Source organism: Ancylobacter dichloromethanicus (assembly GCF_018390645.1).
GTDB lineage: Bacteria > Pseudomonadota > Alphaproteobacteria > Rhizobiales > Xanthobacteraceae > Ancylobacter > Ancylobacter dichloromethanicus.
Genome location: NZ_JAHBGC010000020.1, coordinates 848,709 through 868,263, shown reverse-complemented (window position 1 = coordinate 868,263; position 19,555 = coordinate 848,709). Strand labels below are relative to the sequence as shown.

The 19,555-nt window shown below is 67.7% G+C and carries 20 protein-coding genes; 14 read left to right on the top strand and 6 right to left on the bottom strand.

Features of this window, described 5'->3' with window-relative positions; all coding sequences use genetic code 11:
- Window positions 1-139: 139 nt before the first annotated feature.
- Window positions 140-2,389, bottom strand: a complete 2,250-nt coding sequence (locus tag KHC23_RS24665; RefSeq protein WP_213373009.1) for a transglycosylase SLT domain-containing protein — start codon at window positions 2,387-2,389, stop codon at window positions 140-142.
- 355 nt (window positions 2,390-2,744) lie between these two features.
- Here KHC23_RS24665 and dapA point away from each other — a divergent pair, with 355 nt between their 5' ends.
- Together dapA and smpB are read left to right on the top strand one after the other, a co-directional pair.
- Window positions 2,745-3,635, top strand: coding sequence for a 4-hydroxy-tetrahydrodipicolinate synthase (gene dapA / locus KHC23_RS12840; RefSeq protein WP_213373008.1), 891 nt, complete (start codon window positions 2,745-2,747; stop codon window positions 3,633-3,635).
- Between the two features lie 39 nt (window positions 3,636-3,674).
- A complete protein-coding gene (gene smpB, locus KHC23_RS12835) occupies window positions 3,675-4,148 on the top strand; it encodes an SsrA-binding protein SmpB (RefSeq protein WP_018390952.1) in 474 nt (157 codons plus the stop codon).
- Window positions 4,149-4,328: 180 nt separating this feature from the next.
- Here the strand turns inward: smpB and efp are convergent, their stop codons facing one another.
- Window positions 4,329-4,898: an elongation factor P gene (gene efp, locus KHC23_RS12830; protein ID WP_213373007.1), complete on the bottom strand. Its 570-nt coding sequence runs from the start codon at window positions 4,896-4,898 to the stop codon at window positions 4,329-4,331.
- Between the two features lie 135 nt (window positions 4,899-5,033).
- On the opposite strand from efp, the gene epmA reads away from it, so the two are divergent.
- On the top strand, window positions 5,034-6,077 hold the full coding sequence (epmA, locus tag KHC23_RS12825; protein WP_213373006.1) for an EF-P lysine aminoacylase EpmA: 1,044 nt from the start codon (window positions 5,034-5,036) through the stop codon (window positions 6,075-6,077).
- 18 nt (window positions 6,078-6,095) lie between these two features.
- Here epmA and KHC23_RS12820 read toward each other — a convergent pair whose 3' ends face one another.
- Both KHC23_RS12820 and KHC23_RS12815 read right to left on the bottom strand, forming a co-directional pair.
- A complete protein-coding gene (locus KHC23_RS12820; RefSeq protein WP_213373005.1) occupies window positions 6,096-6,761 on the bottom strand; it encodes a uracil-DNA glycosylase in 666 nt (221 codons plus the stop codon).
- A gap of 4 nt (window positions 6,762-6,765) precedes the next feature.
- Entirely contained in the window at window positions 6,766-7,383 is a 618-nt protein-coding gene (locus KHC23_RS12815; RefSeq protein WP_213373004.1) for a LabA-like NYN domain-containing protein, read from the bottom strand.
- A 243-nt stretch (window positions 7,384-7,626) separates the two neighbouring features.
- On the opposite strand from KHC23_RS12815, the gene rpoZ reads away from it, so the two are divergent.
- The 11 genes from rpoZ to parC all read left to right on the top strand — a co-directional run bounded on the left by rpoZ (window position 7,627) and on the right by parC (window position 18,115).
- Window positions 7,627-8,016, top strand: a complete 390-nt coding sequence (gene rpoZ / locus KHC23_RS12810; protein WP_213373003.1) for a DNA-directed RNA polymerase subunit omega — start codon at window positions 7,627-7,629, stop codon at window positions 8,014-8,016.
- Window positions 8,017-8,211: 195 nt separating this feature from the next.
- A complete protein-coding gene (locus KHC23_RS12805; RefSeq protein WP_213373002.1) occupies window positions 8,212-10,413 on the top strand; it encodes a RelA/SpoT family protein in 2,202 nt (733 codons plus the stop codon).
- A gap of 66 nt (window positions 10,414-10,479) precedes the next feature.
- Window positions 10,480-10,671: a CsbD family protein gene (locus tag KHC23_RS12800; protein WP_213373001.1), complete on the top strand. Its 192-nt coding sequence runs from the start codon at window positions 10,480-10,482 to the stop codon at window positions 10,669-10,671.
- 87 nt (window positions 10,672-10,758) lie between these two features.
- Window positions 10,759-11,352, top strand: coding sequence for an orotate phosphoribosyltransferase (gene pyrE, locus KHC23_RS12795; RefSeq protein WP_213373000.1), 594 nt, complete (start codon window positions 10,759-10,761; stop codon window positions 11,350-11,352).
- On the top strand, window positions 11,349-12,125 hold the full coding sequence (locus tag KHC23_RS12790) for a pyridoxine 5'-phosphate synthase (RefSeq protein ID WP_213372999.1): 777 nt from the start codon (window positions 11,349-11,351) through the stop codon (window positions 12,123-12,125). The genes pyrE and KHC23_RS12790 overlap by 4 nt, the downstream gene beginning before the upstream one ends.
- Window positions 12,126-12,138: 13 nt before the next feature.
- A complete protein-coding gene (acpS, locus tag KHC23_RS12785) occupies window positions 12,139-12,549 on the top strand; it encodes a holo-ACP synthase (RefSeq protein WP_213372998.1) in 411 nt (136 codons plus the stop codon).
- A gap of 132 nt (window positions 12,550-12,681) precedes the next feature.
- A complete protein-coding gene (gene lepB, locus KHC23_RS12780) occupies window positions 12,682-13,437 on the top strand; it encodes a signal peptidase I (RefSeq protein WP_213372997.1) in 756 nt (251 codons plus the stop codon).
- A complete protein-coding gene (gene rnc / locus KHC23_RS12775; RefSeq protein ID WP_213372996.1) occupies window positions 13,434-14,153 on the top strand; it encodes a ribonuclease III in 720 nt (239 codons plus the stop codon). The genes lepB and rnc overlap by 4 nt, the downstream gene beginning before the upstream one ends.
- Window positions 14,150-15,085: a GTPase Era gene (gene era, locus KHC23_RS12770; protein WP_213372995.1), complete on the top strand. Its 936-nt coding sequence runs from the start codon at window positions 14,150-14,152 to the stop codon at window positions 15,083-15,085. The genes rnc and era overlap by 4 nt, the downstream gene beginning before the upstream one ends.
- A 9-nt stretch (window positions 15,086-15,094) precedes the next feature.
- Entirely contained in the window at window positions 15,095-15,823 is a 729-nt protein-coding gene (gene recO / locus KHC23_RS12765) for a DNA repair protein RecO (RefSeq protein WP_213372994.1), read from the top strand.
- Between the two features lie 57 nt (window positions 15,824-15,880).
- Complete coding sequence (gene parC / locus KHC23_RS12760) at window positions 15,881-18,115, top strand: DNA topoisomerase IV subunit A (protein ID WP_213372993.1); 2,235 nt, start codon at window positions 15,881-15,883, stop codon at window positions 18,113-18,115.
- Window positions 18,116-18,174: 59 nt separating this feature from the next.
- Here parC and KHC23_RS12755 read toward each other — a convergent pair whose 3' ends face one another.
- On the bottom strand, window positions 18,175-18,924 hold the full coding sequence (locus KHC23_RS12755; protein ID WP_213372992.1) for an arginyltransferase: 750 nt from the start codon (window positions 18,922-18,924) through the stop codon (window positions 18,175-18,177).
- A gap of 83 nt (window positions 18,925-19,007) precedes the next feature.
- On the bottom strand, window positions 19,008-19,523 hold the full coding sequence (locus tag KHC23_RS12750) for an RDD family protein (protein ID WP_213372991.1): 516 nt from the start codon (window positions 19,521-19,523) through the stop codon (window positions 19,008-19,010).
- Window positions 19,524-19,555 lie beyond the last annotated feature (32 nt).

Here is a 19,555-nt window from a genome sequence, read left to right as displayed (position 1 = left end):
ACGTGACGCTGCTGCTGGTGGCGGCCTATCTGGTGGGCTGCATCGGCGGCTGCTGGCTCCGCCGCATGTTCGGCGGGCGACGCCGCGCGAGCTGAAACGGGGAGGGGGCTGCCCCTCCCGCCGGGTCGGAGGCGCGAGGTCAGAACCGCGAGCCGCGCAGGTCCGCTTCGATCTGCAGCGAATCGCGGGAGCCGAAGCGCGACTTGTAGACCTGCGCGTTCTCCATCACCCGCTGCACATAATTGCGCGTCTCGGAGAACGGGATGCGCTCCACCCAGTCGATGGGGTCGATCGCGGGATCGCGCGGATCGCCATAGGCCGCGATCCATTTCGCCACATTGCCACGTCCGGCATTGTAGGCGGCGAAGGTCAGCACATAATTGTTCTGGTAGTTGTCGAGCAGGCTGCGCAGCTCAGCCGCGCCGAACTGCACGTTCACTGCCGGTACGGCAAGCCGCCTGGGATCGAGCTTGGTGCCGGTCCGGCGTGCGATGGTGCGGCCGGTGGCCGGCATCACCTGCATCAGGCCGGTTGCCCCCGCCCTCGACAGCGCCGACGGGTTGAACATGCTCTCCTGCCGCGCAATGGCGTAGACCAGCGAGCGGTCGACATCTTCCGTGATCGGCTGGTAGCGCGGAATGCCGATAGTGGGGTAGGCCTCGGCCTCCAGCGGAATGCCGCGATTGAGCGCGATCTTGCCGATCATCGTCATGGCCCGCGCATCGCCCTGCTGCTTCGCCAGTTCCGCCAGCAGGCCCAGCCGCGCGGCATCCGGCAGCCTTTCGGCGAGGTCATAGCCGAGGGCGATGGAGAGGTTCGACTTGTCGAGCTTCTCCAGCAGCTTGAAGATCATCACCCCTTCGTCGCGGTTGAACGCATTGCGCTGCGCGGCGGTGGCGGTCGGCGCGGTCTGGATCTTGACCCGCGAATTGCCGAGCCGCGCGGCGGCGAGCTGCCCGTAATAGGCGGTGCCGTACTGGGCGGCGGTGGCGTACTGGGACCGCGCATTGGCGGTCGAGCCCAGTGCCTCATAGGCACGGCCCTGCCAGTAATGGCCGCGCGAGACCGTGGCCGGATGGGTCTGGTTCTCCGGGATCTTGGCGAAATGCGCCAGCGCGGCCCTCGGATCGTTGAGGTAGCGCAGCGCCAGCCATCCGGCGGTGAAGTGGTGATCGGCACGCATGTGCTCGTCTTCCGGCACCGTCGCGTCGCGCGCCACCTTGTAGGCGGTGCGGGCATCGCCCTTGTCGAGCAGCCCGCGTGCCACCAGCCGGCGCTCGATCCACCATTCGTCGGGATCGACCAGCAGGCCGGGGTCCTTCGGCGCGCTGGCGAGCGTGCGTGCGGCGGCCGCGTGGTCGCCCTTCCGGCGCTGCATCTTGGCGAGCGTGTAGATATAGGCCGGGTCCGAGCGCAGCGAAGCCGGCACGGCCGCCAGCAGCTTGCCCACATCGCCCTTGCCGGTCGACAGCGCGATGCGCGCGCGCGCCAGCTTCACCACGTCGTCGCCCGCCCGCTGCGCCGCGCGCAGGCCGCGCTCGCTGTCCTCGGCGTAGAGCAGCTTGTCGGCGCGGTATTTGTGGTCGGTGCGGGTCAGCAGGCCGCCGAACTCCACCATGACGGTGGCTTCGGTGTCGGTGTTGAGTGCGTCTTCCTGCCAGGCATTGCGCAGCCAGGCCGCGCCCGCCTTCTGGTCGCCGGCGGCGAACAGCGCGCGTGCCAGCGCGATCTTGCCTTCGCCGGAATAGGGCGCCTGCTCGGCGAAAAAGGCGAGGATCGTCTGTGGGTCCTTGTTCTCGACATAGAGCAGATATTCGAGCCGGCGGCGCAGCACGATCGGGGTCGGCAGCGTGGGGTGCGCCTGCAGGATGGCGACGGCGCGGTCGAAGCCGACATCGCGGGCGGTGACCCGCAGCGCCAGCCAGCGCACCAGCGCCTGCGCGCCGGGGTCGCGCATCTGGTCGGCCATGGCGAGCGCCTGCGCGCTCTGGCCCTTGTCGATCAGGTCGGTGGCGGTTTTGAGGGCGCTCAGCGAGCCCGAAAACGAGGGCGACGCCGCAAGCGCCATGCCGCCGGCGGCCGAGGCTGCCGTCACCTTCGCGGACGGCGACACGGTCGGCCTGGCCGAGGGCGTGGGAGCCGGCTTCGCATCCCTCGCCGCGGTCTTTGCGGTTGTCGGCTTTCCCTTGGCGCTCGCCGTTTTGGCGGCCGGCTTTGGCGCCGGGGTCGGCACGGGTGTCACGGCCTGGGCGGAAGACGGGTACAGCGCCGGAATGAGGCCGGCCGAGCCGAGCAGCAGGGCGGCGGTGACCGGCAGAACGGCACCGGCACGGCGCCGCGGCACGGCTCCGGAACGACGAAGCGGATGATCGTTCACGCTTTCGCGCATGGCTGTTCGCACTCCTGACAACCCGAAGCCGCCTGGGGGCCGACCACTATCGCGGCCGGAGCCGGCACTCCCTTTGTCTCGCGATCTTATTGACGAATTGCTAACCACAACCCCCGCGCAGCCGGGCTCAAGCCATTCAACCGCTGCGCCACTCCGCCTCTAGCCGATCAACCCGGCGAAACGGCGGCAGGGTGGCGCACGCCGGGCGCTTTGCCAAGCTTTGCCGCGGGACGCGACAACAATGCCCTTCCTTCGGTGGCGCCGACGCGATATCTGATGCTCCCTTTGCCGCGTCATGCCCGGCCCATCCTGCCGGGGTTGAGCGACAAGGATGAGAAAGCTTCAGGAGCGCGCCATGTCTCACCCGCTGCCCTTCCGTGGATCCTTTACGGCGCTCGTAACGCCGTTCCGCGACGGCGCGCTGGATGAGAAAGCGCTCCGCGACCTCGTGGACTGGCAGATCGAGGAAGGCATTCACGGCCTCGTGCCTGTCGGCACCACCGGCGAGAGCCCGACCGTGTCGCATGACGAGCACAAGCGCGTGGTGGAATGGACCGTCGCCCAGTCCGCCGGGCGCGTGCCGGTGATCGCCGGTGCCGGCTCCAACAACACCATCGAGGCCATCGACCTCGCCCGCCACGCCGAGAAGGCCGGCGCCGACGCGGTGCTGGTGGTGACGCCCTATTACAACAAGCCGGGCCCGGAAGGGCTCTACCAGCACTACAAGGCCATCAACGACGCCATCGGCATTCCGATCTACATCTACAACATCCCCGGCCGGTCGGTGATCGACATGTCGGTGGAGACGATGGCGCGGCTGTCGGAACTGCCCAACATCGCCGGTGTGAAGGACGCGACCGCCAATCTCGTGCGTGTCAGCCTGCAGCGCCAGGCGATGGGGCCGGGCTTCAACCAGCTCTCCGGCGAGGACGCCACCGCGCTGGCCTTCATGGCGCATGGCGGGGATGGCTGCATCTCGGTCGCCTCCAACGTGGCACCCAAGCTCTGCGCGCAACTGATCGACGCCTGCATCGCCGGCGACTACGCCAAGGCGCTGGAGCTCCAGGACCGGCTGTTCCCGCTGTTCCAGGCGTTGTTCGTTGAAACCAACCCGAGCCCCACCAAATATGCACTGAGCATTCTCGGCAAGATCGCCGAAGAGGCGCGCCTTCCCATGGTGCCCGTCACCGAGAAGACCAAGGAGACCGTCCGCGCGGCCATGCGCCACGCCGGGCTGCTCAACTGACGTCAGATCGGGGCATCCGCTCCGGTCCGGAGCAAAGCGATGGCTGAGAAAAAGACGCAAGAACGCAAGGTCGTCGCCGATAACCGGCGGGCGCGGTTCGACTTCGAGATCGGCGAGGTGTTCGAGGCCGGCATCGCGCTGTCCGGCACCGAGGTGAAGAGCCTGCGCAGCGGTCGCGCCACGGTGGCGGAGAGCTATGTCTCCGCCAAGACGGGCGAGGCGATCATCTACAACACCTTCATCCCGGAATATCTGCAGGCCAACCGCTTCAACCACGAGCCGCGCCGGCCGCGCAAGCTGCTGCTGCACAAGCGTCAGATCGCCAAGATCTGGCAGGCCGTGGAGCGCGAAGGCATGACCGTGGTGCCGCTGCGGATCTATTTCAACGAGCAGGGCCGGGCCAAGGTGGAGATCGCCATCGCTCGCGGCCGCAAGGCGCACGACAAGCGCGAGGCGCTGAAGGCCAAGGACTGGGCTCGCGACAAGCAGCGGCTGATGCGCGACCGCGGGTAGCGGTCGTCGGGTCCCACCTTCATCGTCATACCGGATGGCCGCGGGCCGGTCCGGGATCGCCAGCAGAAGCGGGGAGCGGTCGCGGCGCTCCGCTTCGCTGCGGCGGGGATCAAGAAGGTCCAATCCAAAAGAAAAGCCCGGCACTTGGCCGGGCTTTTTGATTCGATCCGAGAGAAAATCTCAGTCCTTGGCGCGCTCGACATAGGAGCCGTCGGCGGTCATCACCACGATGCGGGTGCCGACACCGATATGCGCCGGCACGGCCGAGCGCACGCCGTTGGAGAGTATGGCGGGCTTGTAGGAGGAGGAAGCGGTCTGCCCCTTCATCGCCGGCTCGGTCTCGACCACTTCCAGCACCATGCGCTGCGGCAGCTCGATGGCGATGGCGTTGCCCTCGTGCACCGACAGCATGACCTGCATGCCGTCGCTCAGATAGGCAGCCTGGTCGCCGATCACATCCGGCGACACCGCGATCTGGTCGTAGTTTTCCGGGTTCATGAAATGAAAGCCCTCGCCATCCGAATACAGGAAGGTGTAGGGCCGGTCCTCCACAAGGGCGCGCTCGACCTGCTCGGTGGTGCGGTAGCGCTCGGAGACCTTGGTGCCGTCGGAGATGCGGCGCATGTCGAGCTGGGTCACCGGGGTGCCCTTGCCGGGGTGGATGTTCTCGGCCGTGAGCACGACGTAGAGCCTGCCGTCCATGTCGACCACGTTGCCCTTGCGCAGCGTGCTGGCGATGACCTTGACCATTGCGGTCCTCTGGCTGTTGGGTGCGCCGCATCGCGCGGGGCACCGCTGGGATTCCGTTGCGGCCTCCTATACAAGCGCGCCCGCCTTCCGCCAACCCCGCCCGCATGGCGCACCGCGCACGCCGGAGAACCGCCGATGTCCTTTCCCGCTTCGCCCTGGTGGTCGCCCGATCGCCATGCCGACCGGCGCCCCTTCCTGATGGCGCGCCAGAAGATAACGACCGCGCTGCGCGGCTTTTTCGCGGCGCGGGATTTCGTCGAGGTGGAAACGCCGATCCTGCAGGTCTCGCCGGGCAACGAGACCCATCTCAAGGCGTTCGCCACCGAACTGGAGCGGCCGGACGGTTCCCGCACGCCGCGCTACCTGCACACCTCGCCGGAATTCACCGCCAAGAAACTGCTGGCGGCGGGGGAGGCGCGCCTGTTCACCTTTGCCCGCGTGTTCCGCAACGGTGAGCGGACGGCACTGCATCATCCTGAGTTCACCATGCTGGAATGGTACCGGGCGCATCAGGACTATCAGTCGCTGATGGAGGATTGCGCGGCGCTGCTGGCGGTGACGGCGGCGACCGTAGGGGCCACCGCCTTCCACTTCGGCGGCAAGGCGTGCGACGTCACGCTGGTGCCGGAGCGGCTCACCGTGGCGGAGGCCTTCAGCCGTTTCGCCGGCATCGACCTGATGCAAACCGTCGGCGTGGCGGCGAACGACCGCGACGGGCTCTGGCACGCGGCGCGCGCGGCCGGCATCCGGGTGGCGGGCGACGACAGCTGGGCCGATGTGTTCTCCCGGGTGATGGTCGAGAAGATCGAGCCGCAACTCGGTATCGGCCGGCCCACCGTCCTGTGCGACTACCCGGTCTCGGAGGCCGCGCTGGCGCGGGCCAGGCCGGACGATCCGCGCCTCGCCGAGCGCTTCGAGCTTTATGTCTGCACGGTCGAACTCGCCAACGCCTTCGGCGAACTGACCGACGCCGCCGAGCAGCGCCGCCGCTTCATCACGTGGATGGACGAGAAGCAGCGGCTCTATGGCGAGCGCTACCCGATCGACGAGGACTTCCTCGACGCCCTCGCGCGCATGCCGGAAGCCTCCGGCATCGCGCTTGGCCTAGACCGGCTGGTGATGCTGGCGTCCGGCGCCCCGCGCATCGAGGACGTGCTCTGGGCGCCGGTCGCGCCCTAGTCGGTGTCCTGACCGGTATCAGCCCAGCGCGTCGATATGCGCGCGCACCTTGGCGAATACGGCGTGGAACATTTCCGTGGTCAGCACGCCGGTATTGGTGTTGTAGCGCGAGCAATGATAGCTGTCGAAAAGCACCACCTCGCCCAGCCGGTGCACCGCGCCATGGGCGAATTTGTGATGCGAGAGCTTCTCGCCATGCGCCGCCAGCACCTGGTCGTGGGCGATCTTGCCCAGGGCGACGATGGCGCTGAGACTCGGCAGCAGGCCGATCGTGGCGGAAAGAAACGGCCGGCAGGTGCGCATTTCCTGCGTGGTCGGCTTGTTCTCCGGCGGCACGCAGCGCACGGCATTGGTCAGCCGGGAATCGAACAGCCGCAATGAATCGTCCGGCCGCGCCTCGAAGGTTCCGGTGGCGAAGCCGAATCTGATCAGGGTCGAATAGAGCAGTTCGCCGGCATAGTCGCCGGTGAACGGGCGGCCGGTGCGGTTGGCTCCGCGCAGCCCCGGTGCCAGCCCCACGATCAGCAGCCGCCCGTCGACCGGGCCGAAGGAGGGCACCGGGGCATTGTGCCAGTCGGGCTCCTGCCCGCGCCAGACCTCGCGGAAGGCGACGAGGCGCGGGCAGAGCGGGCAGTCGCGCTCCGGCTCGGCCAGGGCCGGGGCGGCGGAGAGCGCCGTTTGCATCGGCTCAGGCGTCCGAGGTGTCGTCGTCGGCCGAAGGCGCCGGCGTGCGGCGTTCGAGGAAGCGTGGCGTTTCCTGCATGCGGCCGGAACGGTCCGCCGGGTCGCGCCCGACCCGGGCCTGGAGGTCGACGAGGTCGAGGAACACGTCCGCCTGCCGGCGCAGTTCGTCGGCGATCATCGGCGGCTGGGTGTGGATGCTGGAGACCACCGTCACCCGCACGCCCTTGCGCTGCACCGCTTCCACCAGCGAACGGAAGTCGCCGTCGCCGGAGAAGATGACGATGTGGTCGACATGGCCGGCAAGCTCCATGGCGTTGACCGCCAGCTCGATATCCATGTTGCCACGCACCCGCCGGCGGCCCTGGCTGTCGGTGAATTCACGCGCCGGCTTCGTCACCACCGAGTAGCCATTATAGTCGAGCCAGTCGAGAAGCGGGCGGATCGACGAGTATTCCGTATCTTCAACCAATGTCGTGTAATAGAAGGCCCGGAGAACATAGCCGCGCCCTTGAAATTCCTTCAGCAGGCGCTTGTAATCAATGTCGAAGCCCAGCGACTTGGTGGCCGAGTACAGATTTGCCCCGTCAATAAAGAGGGCGATCTTTTCCATGCCGTTGACCATAACGAGAAAATACCCAGACTGATAGTTTTAATCGCGACCCGGTCACCCCCGTCAGGGGCACCCTATGTCCGCCCATACACATAACTGATTTGTGGCGGGCGCGAGACGGCGGGGCCGTTGTCCGCCGCTTTTAATCGCCGGATCGTGAGGAGATGGCGCCCCGTTCTGGCGTGGAAAGCTTGCCCCGCCGGCCGCATTGCTTTAAGGAGGCCGCTTCCCTTACACCGTCAGGAGTGCCGAGGCATGGCTCGCGTCACCGTCGAGGACTGCATCGACAAGGTCGACAATCGCTTCGAGCTGGTCCTTCTTGCCGGCCACCGCGCGCGCACCATCGCGTCCGGCTCGCCGATCACGGTTGACCGTGACAACGACAAGAACCCGGTCGTCGCCCTGCGCGAGATCGCCGACGAGACCATCTCGCCGGAGGATCTGCGCGAGGAGCTGATCCATTCGCTGCAGAAATTCACCGAGGTGGACGAGCCGGAGCCGGAGACGGTTCCGATGATCGCGTCCTCGGCGTCGTCCGGTGCCGACGATTCCGACATCATGCTCGACCGCATGACCGAGGAAGAACTGCTGGCCGGCCTGCAGGGCCTGGTGCCGCCGGAGCCGAGCGACGACGACGAAGGTTGATCGGGCTGGGTTGACCGGCTTGGGCTGACCGGCCCGGGCTGATCGCCGGAACATCTGTGTCGTGCGGCCCGGCCTGTGCCGGGCCGTTTGCATTTTGCCTGCATCTCCCGCGACATGCAGCTTGCACTGGCCGGGCTGGCGGACGATATCTAGCTTGGCGGCCGCCCCGGCCGATCTTTCTCGCGAGTTTCTGTCATGATGCGGCAGTACGAGCTCGTCGAGCGCGTGCGCCGGTACAACCCCAATACCGACGAAGCGCTGCTCGATCGCGCTTACGTCTATGCGATGCGGGCCCACGGCACGCAGAAGCGCGCCTCGGGCGATCCCTATTTCTCGCACCCGCTCGAAGTCGCCGCCATCCTGACCGACCTCAAGCTCGATGATGCCACCATCGTCGCGGCCCTGCTGCACGACACGATCGAGGACACCGACGCGACGCGCGACGAGATCGACAAGATCTTCGGCCCGCAGATCGGCGCGCTGGTCGAGGGCCTCACCAAGATCAAGAAGCTCGACCTCGTCTCCAAGCAGGCCAAGCAGGCCGAGAACCTGCGCAAGCTGCTACTCGCCATCGCCGATGACGTGCGGGTGCTGCTGGTCAAGTTCGCCGACCGGCTGCACAACATGCGCACGCTGAAATGGGTTCCGGAGGAGAAGCGCTCCCGCGTCGCGCAGGAGACGCTGGACATTTATGCCCCGCTGGCCGGGCGCATGGGCATGCACGACCTGCGCGAGGAGCTGGAGGACCTCTCCTTCCGCCAGCTGTCGGCGGAGGCCTATAATTCCATCCTCAGCCGCCTTCAGGCGCTGAAGGAGAACAATGGCGAACTCGTCGCCGCGATCGAGCGCGAGCTGTCCGACGCCGTCGCCCAGAAGGGCATCGCCGCCGTGGTCACCGGCCGCGAGAAGCGCCCCTATTCGATCTGGCGCAAGATGGAGCTGAAGTCCGTCGCCTTTGAGCAGCTCTCGGACATCTACGGTTTCCGCATCCTGGTCGACAGCGTGGAGGACTGCTACACCGCGCTCGGCGTCGTCCACACCAAGTGGCCGCTGGTGCCGGGGCGCTTCAAGGACTACGTCTCGACCCCCAAGCAGAACGACTATCGCTCGATCCACACCACGGTGGTCGGCCCCGGCCGGCAGCGCGTCGAGCTGCAGATACGCACCCGGCAGATGCACGAGATCGCCGAATACGGCATCGCCGCCCATGCCTTGTACAAGGACAATGGCGGGTCCGATCCGCTGACCCGTGATTCCAGCGCCTATGCGTGGCTGCGGCGCACCATCGAGTTGCTGGCGGAAGGCTCCAGCCCGGAGGAGTTCCTCGAACATACCAAGCTGGAGCTGTTCCACGACCAGGTGTTCTGCTTCACCCCCAAGGGAAGGCTGATCATCCTGCCGCGCCGGGCCACGCCGATCGACTTTGCCTATGCCGTCCACACCGGCGTCGGCGACCGGGCGGTCGGGGCGAAGATCAACGGCAAGATTTCGCCGCTGGTGTCCGAACTGCAGAATGGCGACGAGGTCGAGATCATCACCGCCTCCGGCCAGACGCCGCCGGCGGCATGGGAATCGATCGTCGTCACCGGCAAGGCGCGCGCTGCCATCCGCCGCGCCACCCGCGCCGCGGTGCGGGCGCAATATGCCGGGCTCGGCAAGAAGATCGTCGAGCGAGCGATCGTGCGGGCCGGCAAGGTGTTTTCCGAGGACAAGCTCGCCGCCTCGGTCGGCCGGCTCGCCCGTGCCTCGCTTGAGGATGTCTATGCGGCGGTCGGGCGTGGCGAGATGCGCTCGGACGACGTGGTGAAGGCGGTTCATCCCGAATGGACCGGCCCGCGCCCGGAAGAGCGCGCCGCGCTCAAGGGCGAGGGCTGGTTCGAGCTGGAGCAGGGACAGAGCCTCAAATTCAAGATTCCCGGCATCGAGAGCGACCCGGACCCGCAAACCGCCATCCCTATCCGCGGCATCAACCGCGAATTGCCGGTTCGCTTCGCTCCCAATGGCGGCGCGGTGCCGGGCGACCGCATCGTCGGCATCCTGTCGCCGGGCGAGGGGATCACCATCTACCCGATCCAGTCGCCGGCGCTGCAGGATTTCGAGGAGGAGCCGGAACGCTGGCTCGATGTGCGGTGGGATGTCGAGGAAGACGACCCGCAGCGTTTCCCGGTGCAGATCGTCGTCGTCGCCACCAACGAGCCCGGCTCGCTCGCCCAGGTGGCGCAGGTGATCGGCGAACGCGACGGCAATATCGAAAATCTGCGCATGTCCTCGCGCTCGGCCGACTTCACCCGCATGGTGATCGACATCGGCGTCTATGACCTGCGTCATCTCAACGGCATCATCGCCGATCTGCGCGCCCGCCCGGTGGTGTCGAGCGTGGAGCGGGTAAACGGCTGATAAGGAGCCGTTAACCCTGTTCGGCGTTTCCTCGGCAGTCCCGTGAGACGCCTCCAGGAAACACCGATGACCGAGCAGATCCAGGCCAATTTCCGCATCGCGGCGGGCGCCGTGAGGGCCTTCTGGGGCCGGGTCGCCGGCAACCGCCATCTGGTCGCCAGCGCCCGCGTCGAGCAACTGGCCGGGGAGGCCGCGCTGGCCTGCGTCCGCGCCCGCAGCCGCTGTGTGGACCGCGGATTGCCTTCCGCCGGCGCGTGAGCGGGCCGGCCGATGACGGATGGGTGACGCCGCCCCACGGATGGGCTATCACCCGAACCGTTCAGAAACCTGCTCCGGGCATTCGAGATGACACAAGACGAGGTCGTGGCCGAGTTCCGTGCCGCCGGCGCGCTGCTGGAGGGGCATTTCATCCTCTCCTCGGGCCTGCGCAGCCCGGTCTTCCTGCAGAAGATGTTCATCTTTCAGGACCCGGTGCGCACCGAGCGCCTGTGCAAGGCGCTGGCGCAGAAGGCTGAGGCTGCCTTCGGCAGGATCGACTATGTGGTGTCGCCGGCCGTCGGCGGCATCGTGCCGGGCTACGAGACCGCCCGCCATCTCGGCGCCAAGGCGGTGTTCGTCGAGCGCGAGGGCGGCACCTTCCAGCTCCGGCGCGGCTTCACCATTCCCCCCGAGGCGAGGGTGCTGATGGTGGAGGACATCGTCACCACCGGCCTGTCGTCGCGCGAATGCCTGGCCTCGATCGCCGAGCACACAACCAATGTCGTGGGCGCCGCCTGCCTGATCGACCGCTCCAACGGCAAGGCCGATCTCGGCGTGACGCTGGTCTCGCTGGCCCGGCTCGACATTCCCGCCTATCCCGCCGACGCGCTGCCGCCGGAACTCGCGGCGCTGCCGCCGATCAAGCCCGGCTCGCGCGGCATACAGGGGGCGAAGGCGTGACCCGCATCGTTCCTCCCATCCGCCTCGGCGTCAATGTCGACCACGTGGCCACCATCCGCAACGCCCGCGGCGGCGATCTGCCCGATCCGGTGCGCGCCGCCGAACTCGCCTGCGCCGCCGGTGCCGACGGCATCACCGCTCATCTGCGCGAGGACCGCCGCCACATCCGCGACAGCGACATGCGCCGCTTGCGCGACCGGCTGAGCGTGCCGCTGAACTTCGAGATGGCGGCGACCGACGAGATGGTCGCCATCGCCCTCGAATATCGCCCGCACGCCACCTGCCTGGTGCCGGAGCGGCGTGAGGAGCGCACCACCGAAGGCGGGCTCGACGTCATCGGCGGTGGCGTCGATCTCGCCCATAAGGTCGAGAAGCTCGCCCATGCCGGCATCCGTGTCTCGCTGTTCGTGGCGCCCGACGAGGACCAGATCGCCCGTGCCGCCGATATCGGCGCGGCGGTGATCGAGCTGCACACCGGGGCCTGGTGCGAATTCCTCGCCGCCGGCGAGACGGGGAGCGCCGAGGCGGAACTGGCGCGCCTGCTTGAGGCGGCCGCGCACGGGAGCGCGCTCGGGCTCGAAATCCATGCCGGCCATGGCCTCGACTTCGCCACGGCGGAGATAATCGCCGCCGTCGAGCCGGTGCGCGAACTGAACATCGGCCATTTCCTCATCGGCGAAGCCATCTTCGTCGGCCTCGAGGGCGCGATACGCCAGATGCGAACCGGCATGGCGCGCGGCCGCGCCCGGCTCGGCGCGCCGCAGGCGGCGTGAGGGAGGGCCGGACATGATCCTCGGCATCGGCTCCGACATCACCGACGCAAGGCGCGTCGCCGAAGTGCTGGAGCGGCACGGCGAGCGTTTCCTCGACCGGGTGTTCACGCCGGTCGAGCGCGCCAAATCCGACCGCCGCACCCGCCGCGCCGAGAGCTATGCCAAGCGCTTCGCCGCCAAGGAAGCCTGCGCCAAGGCGCTCGGCACCGGGCTGGCGCAGGGCGTGTTCTGGCGCGACATGGGCGTGGTCAACCTGCCCTCCGGCCGCCCCACCATGCTGCTGACCGGCGGCGCGAAGGCGCGGCTCGACGCCATCACCCCGGCCGGCTTCGAGGTTCAGATCGACCTCACCATCACCGATGACGGCCCGCTCGCCCAGGCTTTCGTCATCATCAGCGCGGTTCCCGCTTCGCACGGCGGGTAGGGCGCGCTGACGCCGCGTAACCTCGTGCGATCGTGAGCGGGGCGCGTTGCCGCGGCCTCGCCGAGCGGCTATAGGAGCGCACGGCCGCCCTGCGTGGCGCACGCCGTGCCGCTGAGCGCACCGGAAGGCAACATGACGTCGACCACCGAACCGAAGAAGAAGGAAGGCGGCCTCGGCGAGACCGTGAAGGTCATCCTTCAGGCGTTCCTGATCGCCCTGCTGATCCGGACTTTCCTGTTCCAGCCGTTCAACATCCCCTCCGGGTCGATGAAAGAGACGCTGCTGGTCGGCGACTACCTCTTCGTCTCCAAGTTCAGCTATGGCTACAGCCGCTTCTCGCTGCCGCTGTCGCCGCCGCTGTTTGACGGGCGCATCCTCGGCTCGACGCCGAACCGTGGCGACGTGGTGGTGTTCAAGCTGCCGCGCGACGAGAGCACCGACTACATCAAGCGGGTGATCGGCCTGCCGGGCGACGAGATCCAGATGATCGGCGGGGTGCTGCACATCAACGGCGTGGCGGTGAAGCGCGAGGACGCCGGCTACTGGATGGACGACGAGGGCAATGGCCGGGTAGAGCGCGTGAAGCGCTGGACCGAGACGCTGCCCAACGGCGTGAGCTATTACACGCTCGACCTCGTCGACAACGGCTTCTACGACAATACCGAGGTCTACAAGGTGCCGCCCGGCCATTACTTCATGATGGGCGACAACCGCGACAACTCCACCGACAGCCGGGTGCTCAGCCAGGTCGGCTATGTACCCTATGAGAACCTGATCGGCCGGGCGCAGATCATCTTCTTCTCGGTGAAGGAAGGTGACGCCGCCTGGCAGTTCTGGAAATGGCCCTGGACGGTGCGCTGGGACCGCCTCTTCTCCTTCGTGCGATGACGCGGGCCAAGTCGCGCGTCCCCGACGACGCCGGCCTCGACGCGCTGGAAGCAGCCCTGGGCCATGCCTTCGCCGATCGCGCGCATCTGCGCCTCGCTCTGACCCATATCAGCTCGGTGACCGGCGTTCAGGGATCGAAGGCGCGGGTGCGCTCCTATCAGCGGCTGGAATTCCTCGGCGACCATGTGCTGGGGCTGGTCGTCTCCGACATGCTGTACCGCGCCTATCCGCAGGCGGAGGAGGGCGAGCTGTCGCGCCGCCTCGCCGATCTCGTCTGCGAGGATGCCTGCGCCGAAGTGGCGCTCGCCATGGGGCTCGGCCCGCATCTGCGCCTCGGCGCCGGCGAGGACCGTTCCGGTGGGCGCGAGCGCCCGGCCATTCTCGCCGACGTGGTCGAGGCGGTACTGGCAGCGGTCTATCTCGACGCCGGCTATCCCGCCGCCGAGGGCGTGGTGGAGCGCTTCTGGCGCGCCCGCCTCGCCGTCCCCGGCAGCTCCGCGCGCGACCCGAAGACAGCGTTGCAGGAATGGGCGCAGGGGCGGGGCCTGCCGCCGCCGCATTACCGGCTGGTCGAGCGCTCCGGTCCCGATCATAATCCCGAATTCCGGATCGCCGTCGACGTGCCGGGCTTCGAGCCGGTCGAGGCGACCGGCTCCTCCAAGCAGAACGCGCAGAAGACCGCCGCTGCGGCATTTCTCCAACGGGTCACGCAATGAACGACATCAGCGACGAGACACCCGACGAGGCCCGCGAAAACACCCGCTGCGGCTTCGTCGCCCTCATCGGCACGCCCAACGCCGGCAAGTCGACGCTCACCAACGCGCTGGTCGGCACCAAGGTGTCGATCGTCTCGCACAAGGTGCAGACCACGCGCTCGCTGGTGCGCGGCATCGCGATCGAAGGCGCGACGCAGATCGTGCTGGTCGACACCCCCGGCATTTTCGCCCCCAAGCGCCGGCTGGAGAAGGCCATGGTGCGCTCCGCCTGGAACGGGGCGGGGGACGCGGACGCCGTGGTGCTGCTGATCGATGCCCGCGCCGGCCTCAACGAGGACGTCGAATCCATCATCCGCGGCCTCGCCGATGTGCGCCGCCCGCGTGCGATCCTGCTCAACAAGATCGACCTGGTGAAGCGCGAGAGCCTGCTGGAGCTCGCCGCCAGGGTCGCCGAACTCACCAGCTTTGACCGTCTGTTCATGGTCTCCGCCCTCGCGGGTGACGGCCTCAAGGAACTGCGGCAGTGGCTGGCGGAAATCCTTCCCCTCGGCCCGTGGCTTTATCCCGAGGACCAGATTTCCGACGCGCCGATGCGCTCGCTGGCGGCGGAGATCACCCGCGAGAAGCTGTTCCACCGGCTGCACGAGGAACTGCCCTACCGCTCGACGGTGGAGACCGACTCCTGGCAGGAGCGCAAGGACGGCTCGGTGCGCATCGAACAGACCATCTTCGTCGAGCGCGAGAGTCAGCGGAAGATCGTGCTCGGCAAGGCGGGCGAGACCATCAAGGCGATCTCGATGGCGGCACGCAAGGAACTCACCGATATCGTCGAGGCGCCGGTCCACCTGTTCCTGTTCGTCAAGGTGCGCGAGAACTGGGCCGACGACCCCGCCCGCTACCGCGAGATGGGGCTGGATTTCCCACAGGAGTGAGGCCGCCCGATGGAGTGGTCCGACGAGGGCATCATTCTCGGCGTGCGCCGCCACGGTGAGTCCAGTGCCATCGTCGAACTAATGACCGCCAGCCACGGCCGCCATCTCGGCCTGGTGCGGGGTGGCGGATCACGCCGGCAGGCGGCCTCGTTGCAGGCGGGAAACGGCGTGCAGGTGACCTGGCGCGCCCGGCTCGACGAGCACCTCGGCGCCTTCGCGCTGGAAGTCACCGCGCCGCGTGCCGGCCGGCTGATGGGGCAGGCGCATTCCGCCTTCGCGCTCAGCCATATAGGCAGCCTTGTTCGCCTGCTGCCGGAGCGTGATCCGCATCCGGCGCTGCACGCCATGCTCGTCACCATGGTCGAGCATCTCGATCATCCGCGCCTCACCGGGATGATGGTCGCCCGGTTCGAACTGACCATGCTGGCCGAACTCGGCTTCGGCCTCGATCTGGAAAGCTGCGCGGCGACCGGCGGGCGCAACGACCTGCTCTATGTGTCGCCCAAATCCGGCCGCGCGGTCAGCCGCGATGCCGGCGCGCCGTGGCAGGCCAGGCTGTTCAACTTGCCCTATTTCCTCGTCGGCGAGGTCGCCGAGCCGCCATTGCCGGAGGATGTCGAGGCCGCCTTCGCGCTCACGGGCCACTTTCTGGCGCGGCGCGTCTTCGACCCGCGCGGCCTGCCGCTGCCGGACGCCCGGGCCTCGCTGATCGCGGCGCTCAAGCGGCCCGGTGGATAGATTTGCACGGGCGCGTTCGCGTCTTGTTCCCGGCGCCGCTTCGCGGTAGCAAAAGGCATGGGTGAGCCACCGATTCCGACCGATGATGGCACGATCGAACCGATCGGGCTGAAGGCGGCGCTTGAAGAGCGCTACCTCGCCTATGCCCTTTCCACCATCATGCACCGGGCGCTGCCGGACGCGCGCGACGGCCTGAAGCCGGTGCATCGCCGTATTCTGTACGGCATGCGTCTGCTGCGGCTCGATCCCGGCGGCGGCTTCCGCAAGAGCGCCAAGATCGTCGGCGACGTGATGGGTTCATTCCACCCGCACGGCAATGCGGCGATCTATGACGCCATGGTGCGGCTGGCGCAGGACTTCTCGCAGCGTTATCCGCTGGTCGACGGGCAGGGCAATTTCGGCAATATCGACGGCGACAACGCCGCCGCCGAACGCTACACCGAGGCCCGCCTGACCGAGGTGGCGCGCCTCATTCTCGAGGGTATCGACGAGGACGCGGTCGATTTCCGGCCCAATTACGACGGCACGACGGAAGAGCCGGTCGTCATGCCGGGCGCCTTCCCCAACCTTTTGGCCAATGGTTCGACCGGCATCGCGGTCGGCATGGCGACATCGATCCCGCCGCACAACGCGGCGGAGCTGATCGACGCCAGCCTGCACCTCATCGACAACCCGCAGGCCACCACCGACGATTTGCTGGCCTTTGTGAAGGGCCCCGACTTCCCGACCGGCGGCGTCATCATCGAGTCCCCGTCCTCGATCGCCGATGCCTACGCCACCGGCCGCGGCGGCTTCCGGCTGCGGGCGCGGTGGGAGAAGGAGGAGACCGGGCGCGGCACCTATGTGATCGTCGTCACCGAGATTCCCTATGGCGTGCCGAAATCCCGTCTGGTCGAGAAGATCGCCGACCTGCTGAACGAGAAGAAGCTGCCGCTTCTTGCCGATGTGCGCGACGAATCGGCCGAGGATGTGCGCCTCGTGCTGGAGCCACGTGCGCGAAATGTCGACGCCGAACTGCTGATGGAGAGTCTGTTCCGGCTGACCGAGCTGGAAACCCGCTTCCCGCTCAACATGAACGTACTGGTCGGCGGGCAGGTGCCGAAGGTGGTGAGCCTGCTGGAGGCTCTGCGCGAATGGGTCGACCATCGCCGCGAGGTGCTGCTGCGCCGCTCGCGCCATCGCCACGCCCAGATCGAGCACCGGCTGGAAGTGCTCGGCGGCTACCTCATCGCCTATCTCAACCTCGACGAGGTGATCGCCATCATCCGCGAGGAGGACGAGCCCAAGCCCGCCCTCATGAAGCGCTTCGAGCTGAGCGACGTGCAGGCGGAAGCCATTCTCAACATGCGGCTGCGCAGCCTGCGCAAGCTCGAGGAATTCGAGATCCGCAAGGAGCACGACGCGCTCACCAAGGAGAAGGACGGCATCGAGAAGCTGCTCGCCTCCGAGGCGCGGCAATGGAAGACGGTCGCCGCGCAGCTCGCCGAGACCCGCAAGATGTTCGCCCCCGAGACCGGGCTCGGCCGCCGCCGCACCACCTTCGGGGAGGCGTCGGTGCACAAGGCGGATGCGGTGATCGAGGCGCTGGTCGAGCGTGAGCCGATCACCGTCGTGGTGTCGGAAAAGGGCTGGATCCGGGCGCTGAAGGGTCACGTCGCCGATCTTTCGGCTCTTGCCTTCAAGGGCGACGACCAGCTCAAGATCCGCTTCTTCACCGAGACCACGGCGAAGCTGCTGGTGTTCGCCAGCAATGGCCGCTTCTATACGCTCGATGCCTCCAAGCTGCCGGGCGGACGCGGCCATGGCGAGCCGCTGCGCCTCTCGATCGAGCTGGAGCAGGAGGCCGACATTCTCGACGTGCTGCCCTATGTGGGCGGGCGCCGGCTGCTGGTGGCGGCGAAGGAGGGACGCGGCTTCCTGGTCGCCGAGGACGACTGCCTCGCCAATACCCGCAAGGGCAAGCAGGTGCTCGGCGTCGATGCGCAGGAGGCGGTGAAGGTGGTGGTGGCCGCTGGCGACAGCGTCGCGGTCATCGGCGAGAACCGCAAGCTGCTGGTGTTCCCGCTGTCGCAGATCCCGGAGATGACCCGCGGGCGCGGCGTGCGGCTGCAGCGCTACAAGGACGGCGCGATGAGCGACGTGAAGGTGTTCGCCGCCGCCGACGGCCTGACCTGGACCGACACGTCGGGCCGCACCTGGACCGTGACCGATCTCGCCGAATGGCGCGGCGAGCGCGCCGGCGCCGGCCGCCTGCCGCCCAAGGGGTTCCCCCGCAACAACAGGTTCGGCTGAGGCGCGCCGGGGGGGGGAGCCGGTCGCTATCGCTCTCCGCGACGCGGCACCGCGATGCGTTATTCCTCCACCCGCAGCCAGCCTGCCGGCGCGAGCCGCTCCTGCGGCAGGAAACGGCGCTTGTAGTTCATCTTGTCGGAGCCTTCGACCCAGTAGCCGAGATAGACATAGGGCAGGCCCATGGCCTTCGCCTTGGTGACATGATCGAGAATCATGAAGGTGCCGAGCGAGCGCTCGGCTTCTTCAGGGTCGTAGAAGGAATAGACCATGGACAGGCCGTCGGCGAGCACGTCTGTCAGCGCCACGCCGTAGAGCGCGCCCTGGCCCCGCCCGCTCACTGCGGTGCCCGGCCCGTGCCGGCGATACTCGATCAGCCGGGTGCGGACATGGCTGTCCTCCACCATCATCGCGTAGTCGAGCACGGTCATGTCGGCCATGCCGCCATCCGAGTGCCGGCTGTCGAGATAGCCGCGAAACAGTGAATACTGCTCGGCGGTGGGGATGGCGGCGCGGATGTCGCCGACCAGATCGACGTTGACGTGGCGCACACGGCGGAAGCTGCGGGTCTCACGAAAATCGTCGACACACACCCGCACCGAGACGCAGGCGCGGCACTGCTCGCAGGCCGGGCGATAGGCGATCGACTGGCTGCGCCGGAACCCGCCATGGGTCAGCACGTCGTTGAGCTGGGTGGCGCGCTCGCCGACCAGATGCGTGAAGACCTTCCGCTCCCATCGGCCCGCCAGATAGGGGCAGGGGGAGGGTGCGGTCAGGTAGAACTGCGGTGTGTCGCGCGAATGTTCGGTCACGGCTTGTTCACGTTGCGAAGGCGTCAAGGATTGCGCGCCCCGGCCGCGACGTCAAAGCCTGCGTTCGCCGCTCACCGGGTTTGTCAGCGATAGCGGCGCAATTCGTCGGCGCGCGCCTCGTCATTGGTCACCACCGTGCCGACGACGAAGTCGTGGACGAGCCGCTTGCGGCGGTTGAGCAGCCCGACGACCGCCACCAGCGGCGTGAATACGCTCATCGACACCCAGAACAGCACGAGGCTGACCACGGCCAGCAGCGGGGTCATCGGCGCCCCGTACCAGAGCCGCATCTCGATCCCCATCGCCCGCATGCCGATGGTGGCCGAGCGCGGCCCGCCGAGCGTCAGCCCGGTATAGACCAGCGCCCAGACCACGAAGCCCGGCCCCAGCAGCCCGAACAGGAACCAGCCGAGCCCAAGGGTGAGGAAGCCGAACACAAAGATCAGCAAAGCGGCCGCGCCGACCGGCACGCAGATCATTACCGCGTCGATCAGAAACGCCAGGAACCGGCGGAACAGCACGCCACGGAAATATTCCGGCTCGACGAGCGGATCGAAGGCGTAGGGCCTCGCTTCGTCGCCATTGCGGGTGTCGAACATGCCGGTCTCCTCCTCCACCGTCAGGTGGTGGC

Excerpts from the sequence above, each read along its gene's own strand:
- efp (WP_213373007.1), bottom strand. The coding sequence starts at position 4,898 with ATGGTCAAGGTCATCGCCAGCACGCTGCGCAAGGGCAACGTGGTCGAC.
- KHC23_RS24665 (WP_213373009.1), bottom strand. The coding sequence starts at position 2,389 with ATGCGCGAAAGCGTGAACGATCATCCGCTTCGTCGTTCCGGAGCCGTG.
- KHC23_RS12750 (WP_213372991.1), bottom strand. The coding sequence starts at position 19,523 with ATGTTCGACACCCGCAATGGCGACGAAGCGAGGCCCTACGCCTTCGAT.
- acpS (WP_213372998.1), top strand. The coding sequence starts at position 12,139 with ATGATCCTCGGCATCGGCTCCGACATCACCGACGCAAGGCGCGTCGCC.
- era (WP_213372995.1), top strand. The coding sequence starts at position 14,150 with ATGAACGACATCAGCGACGAGACACCCGACGAGGCCCGCGAAAACACC.
- KHC23_RS12815 (WP_213373004.1), bottom strand. The coding sequence starts at position 7,383 with ATGGTCAACGGCATGGAAAAGATCGCCCTCTTTATTGACGGGGCAAAT.
- dapA (WP_213373008.1), top strand. The coding sequence starts at position 2,745 with ATGTCTCACCCGCTGCCCTTCCGTGGATCCTTTACGGCGCTCGTAACG.
- epmA (WP_213373006.1), top strand. The coding sequence starts at position 5,034 with ATGTCCTTTCCCGCTTCGCCCTGGTGGTCGCCCGATCGCCATGCCGAC.
- smpB (WP_018390952.1), top strand. The coding sequence starts at position 3,675 with ATGGCTGAGAAAAAGACGCAAGAACGCAAGGTCGTCGCCGATAACCGG.
- KHC23_RS12800 (WP_213373001.1), top strand. The coding sequence starts at position 10,480 with ATGACCGAGCAGATCCAGGCCAATTTCCGCATCGCGGCGGGCGCCGTG.
- KHC23_RS12805 (WP_213373002.1), top strand. The coding sequence starts at position 8,212 with ATGATGCGGCAGTACGAGCTCGTCGAGCGCGTGCGCCGGTACAACCCC.
- lepB (WP_213372997.1), top strand. The coding sequence starts at position 12,682 with ATGACGTCGACCACCGAACCGAAGAAGAAGGAAGGCGGCCTCGGCGAG.
- rnc (WP_213372996.1), top strand. The coding sequence starts at position 13,434 with ATGACGCGGGCCAAGTCGCGCGTCCCCGACGACGCCGGCCTCGACGCG.
- KHC23_RS12820 (WP_213373005.1), bottom strand. The coding sequence starts at position 6,761 with ATGCAAACGGCGCTCTCCGCCGCCCCGGCCCTGGCCGAGCCGGAGCGC.
- rpoZ (WP_213373003.1), top strand. The coding sequence starts at position 7,627 with ATGGCTCGCGTCACCGTCGAGGACTGCATCGACAAGGTCGACAATCGC.
- pyrE (WP_213373000.1), top strand. The coding sequence starts at position 10,759 with ATGACACAAGACGAGGTCGTGGCCGAGTTCCGTGCCGCCGGCGCGCTG.
- parC (WP_213372993.1), top strand. The coding sequence starts at position 15,881 with ATGGGTGAGCCACCGATTCCGACCGATGATGGCACGATCGAACCGATC.
- recO (WP_213372994.1), top strand. The coding sequence starts at position 15,095 with ATGGAGTGGTCCGACGAGGGCATCATTCTCGGCGTGCGCCGCCACGGT.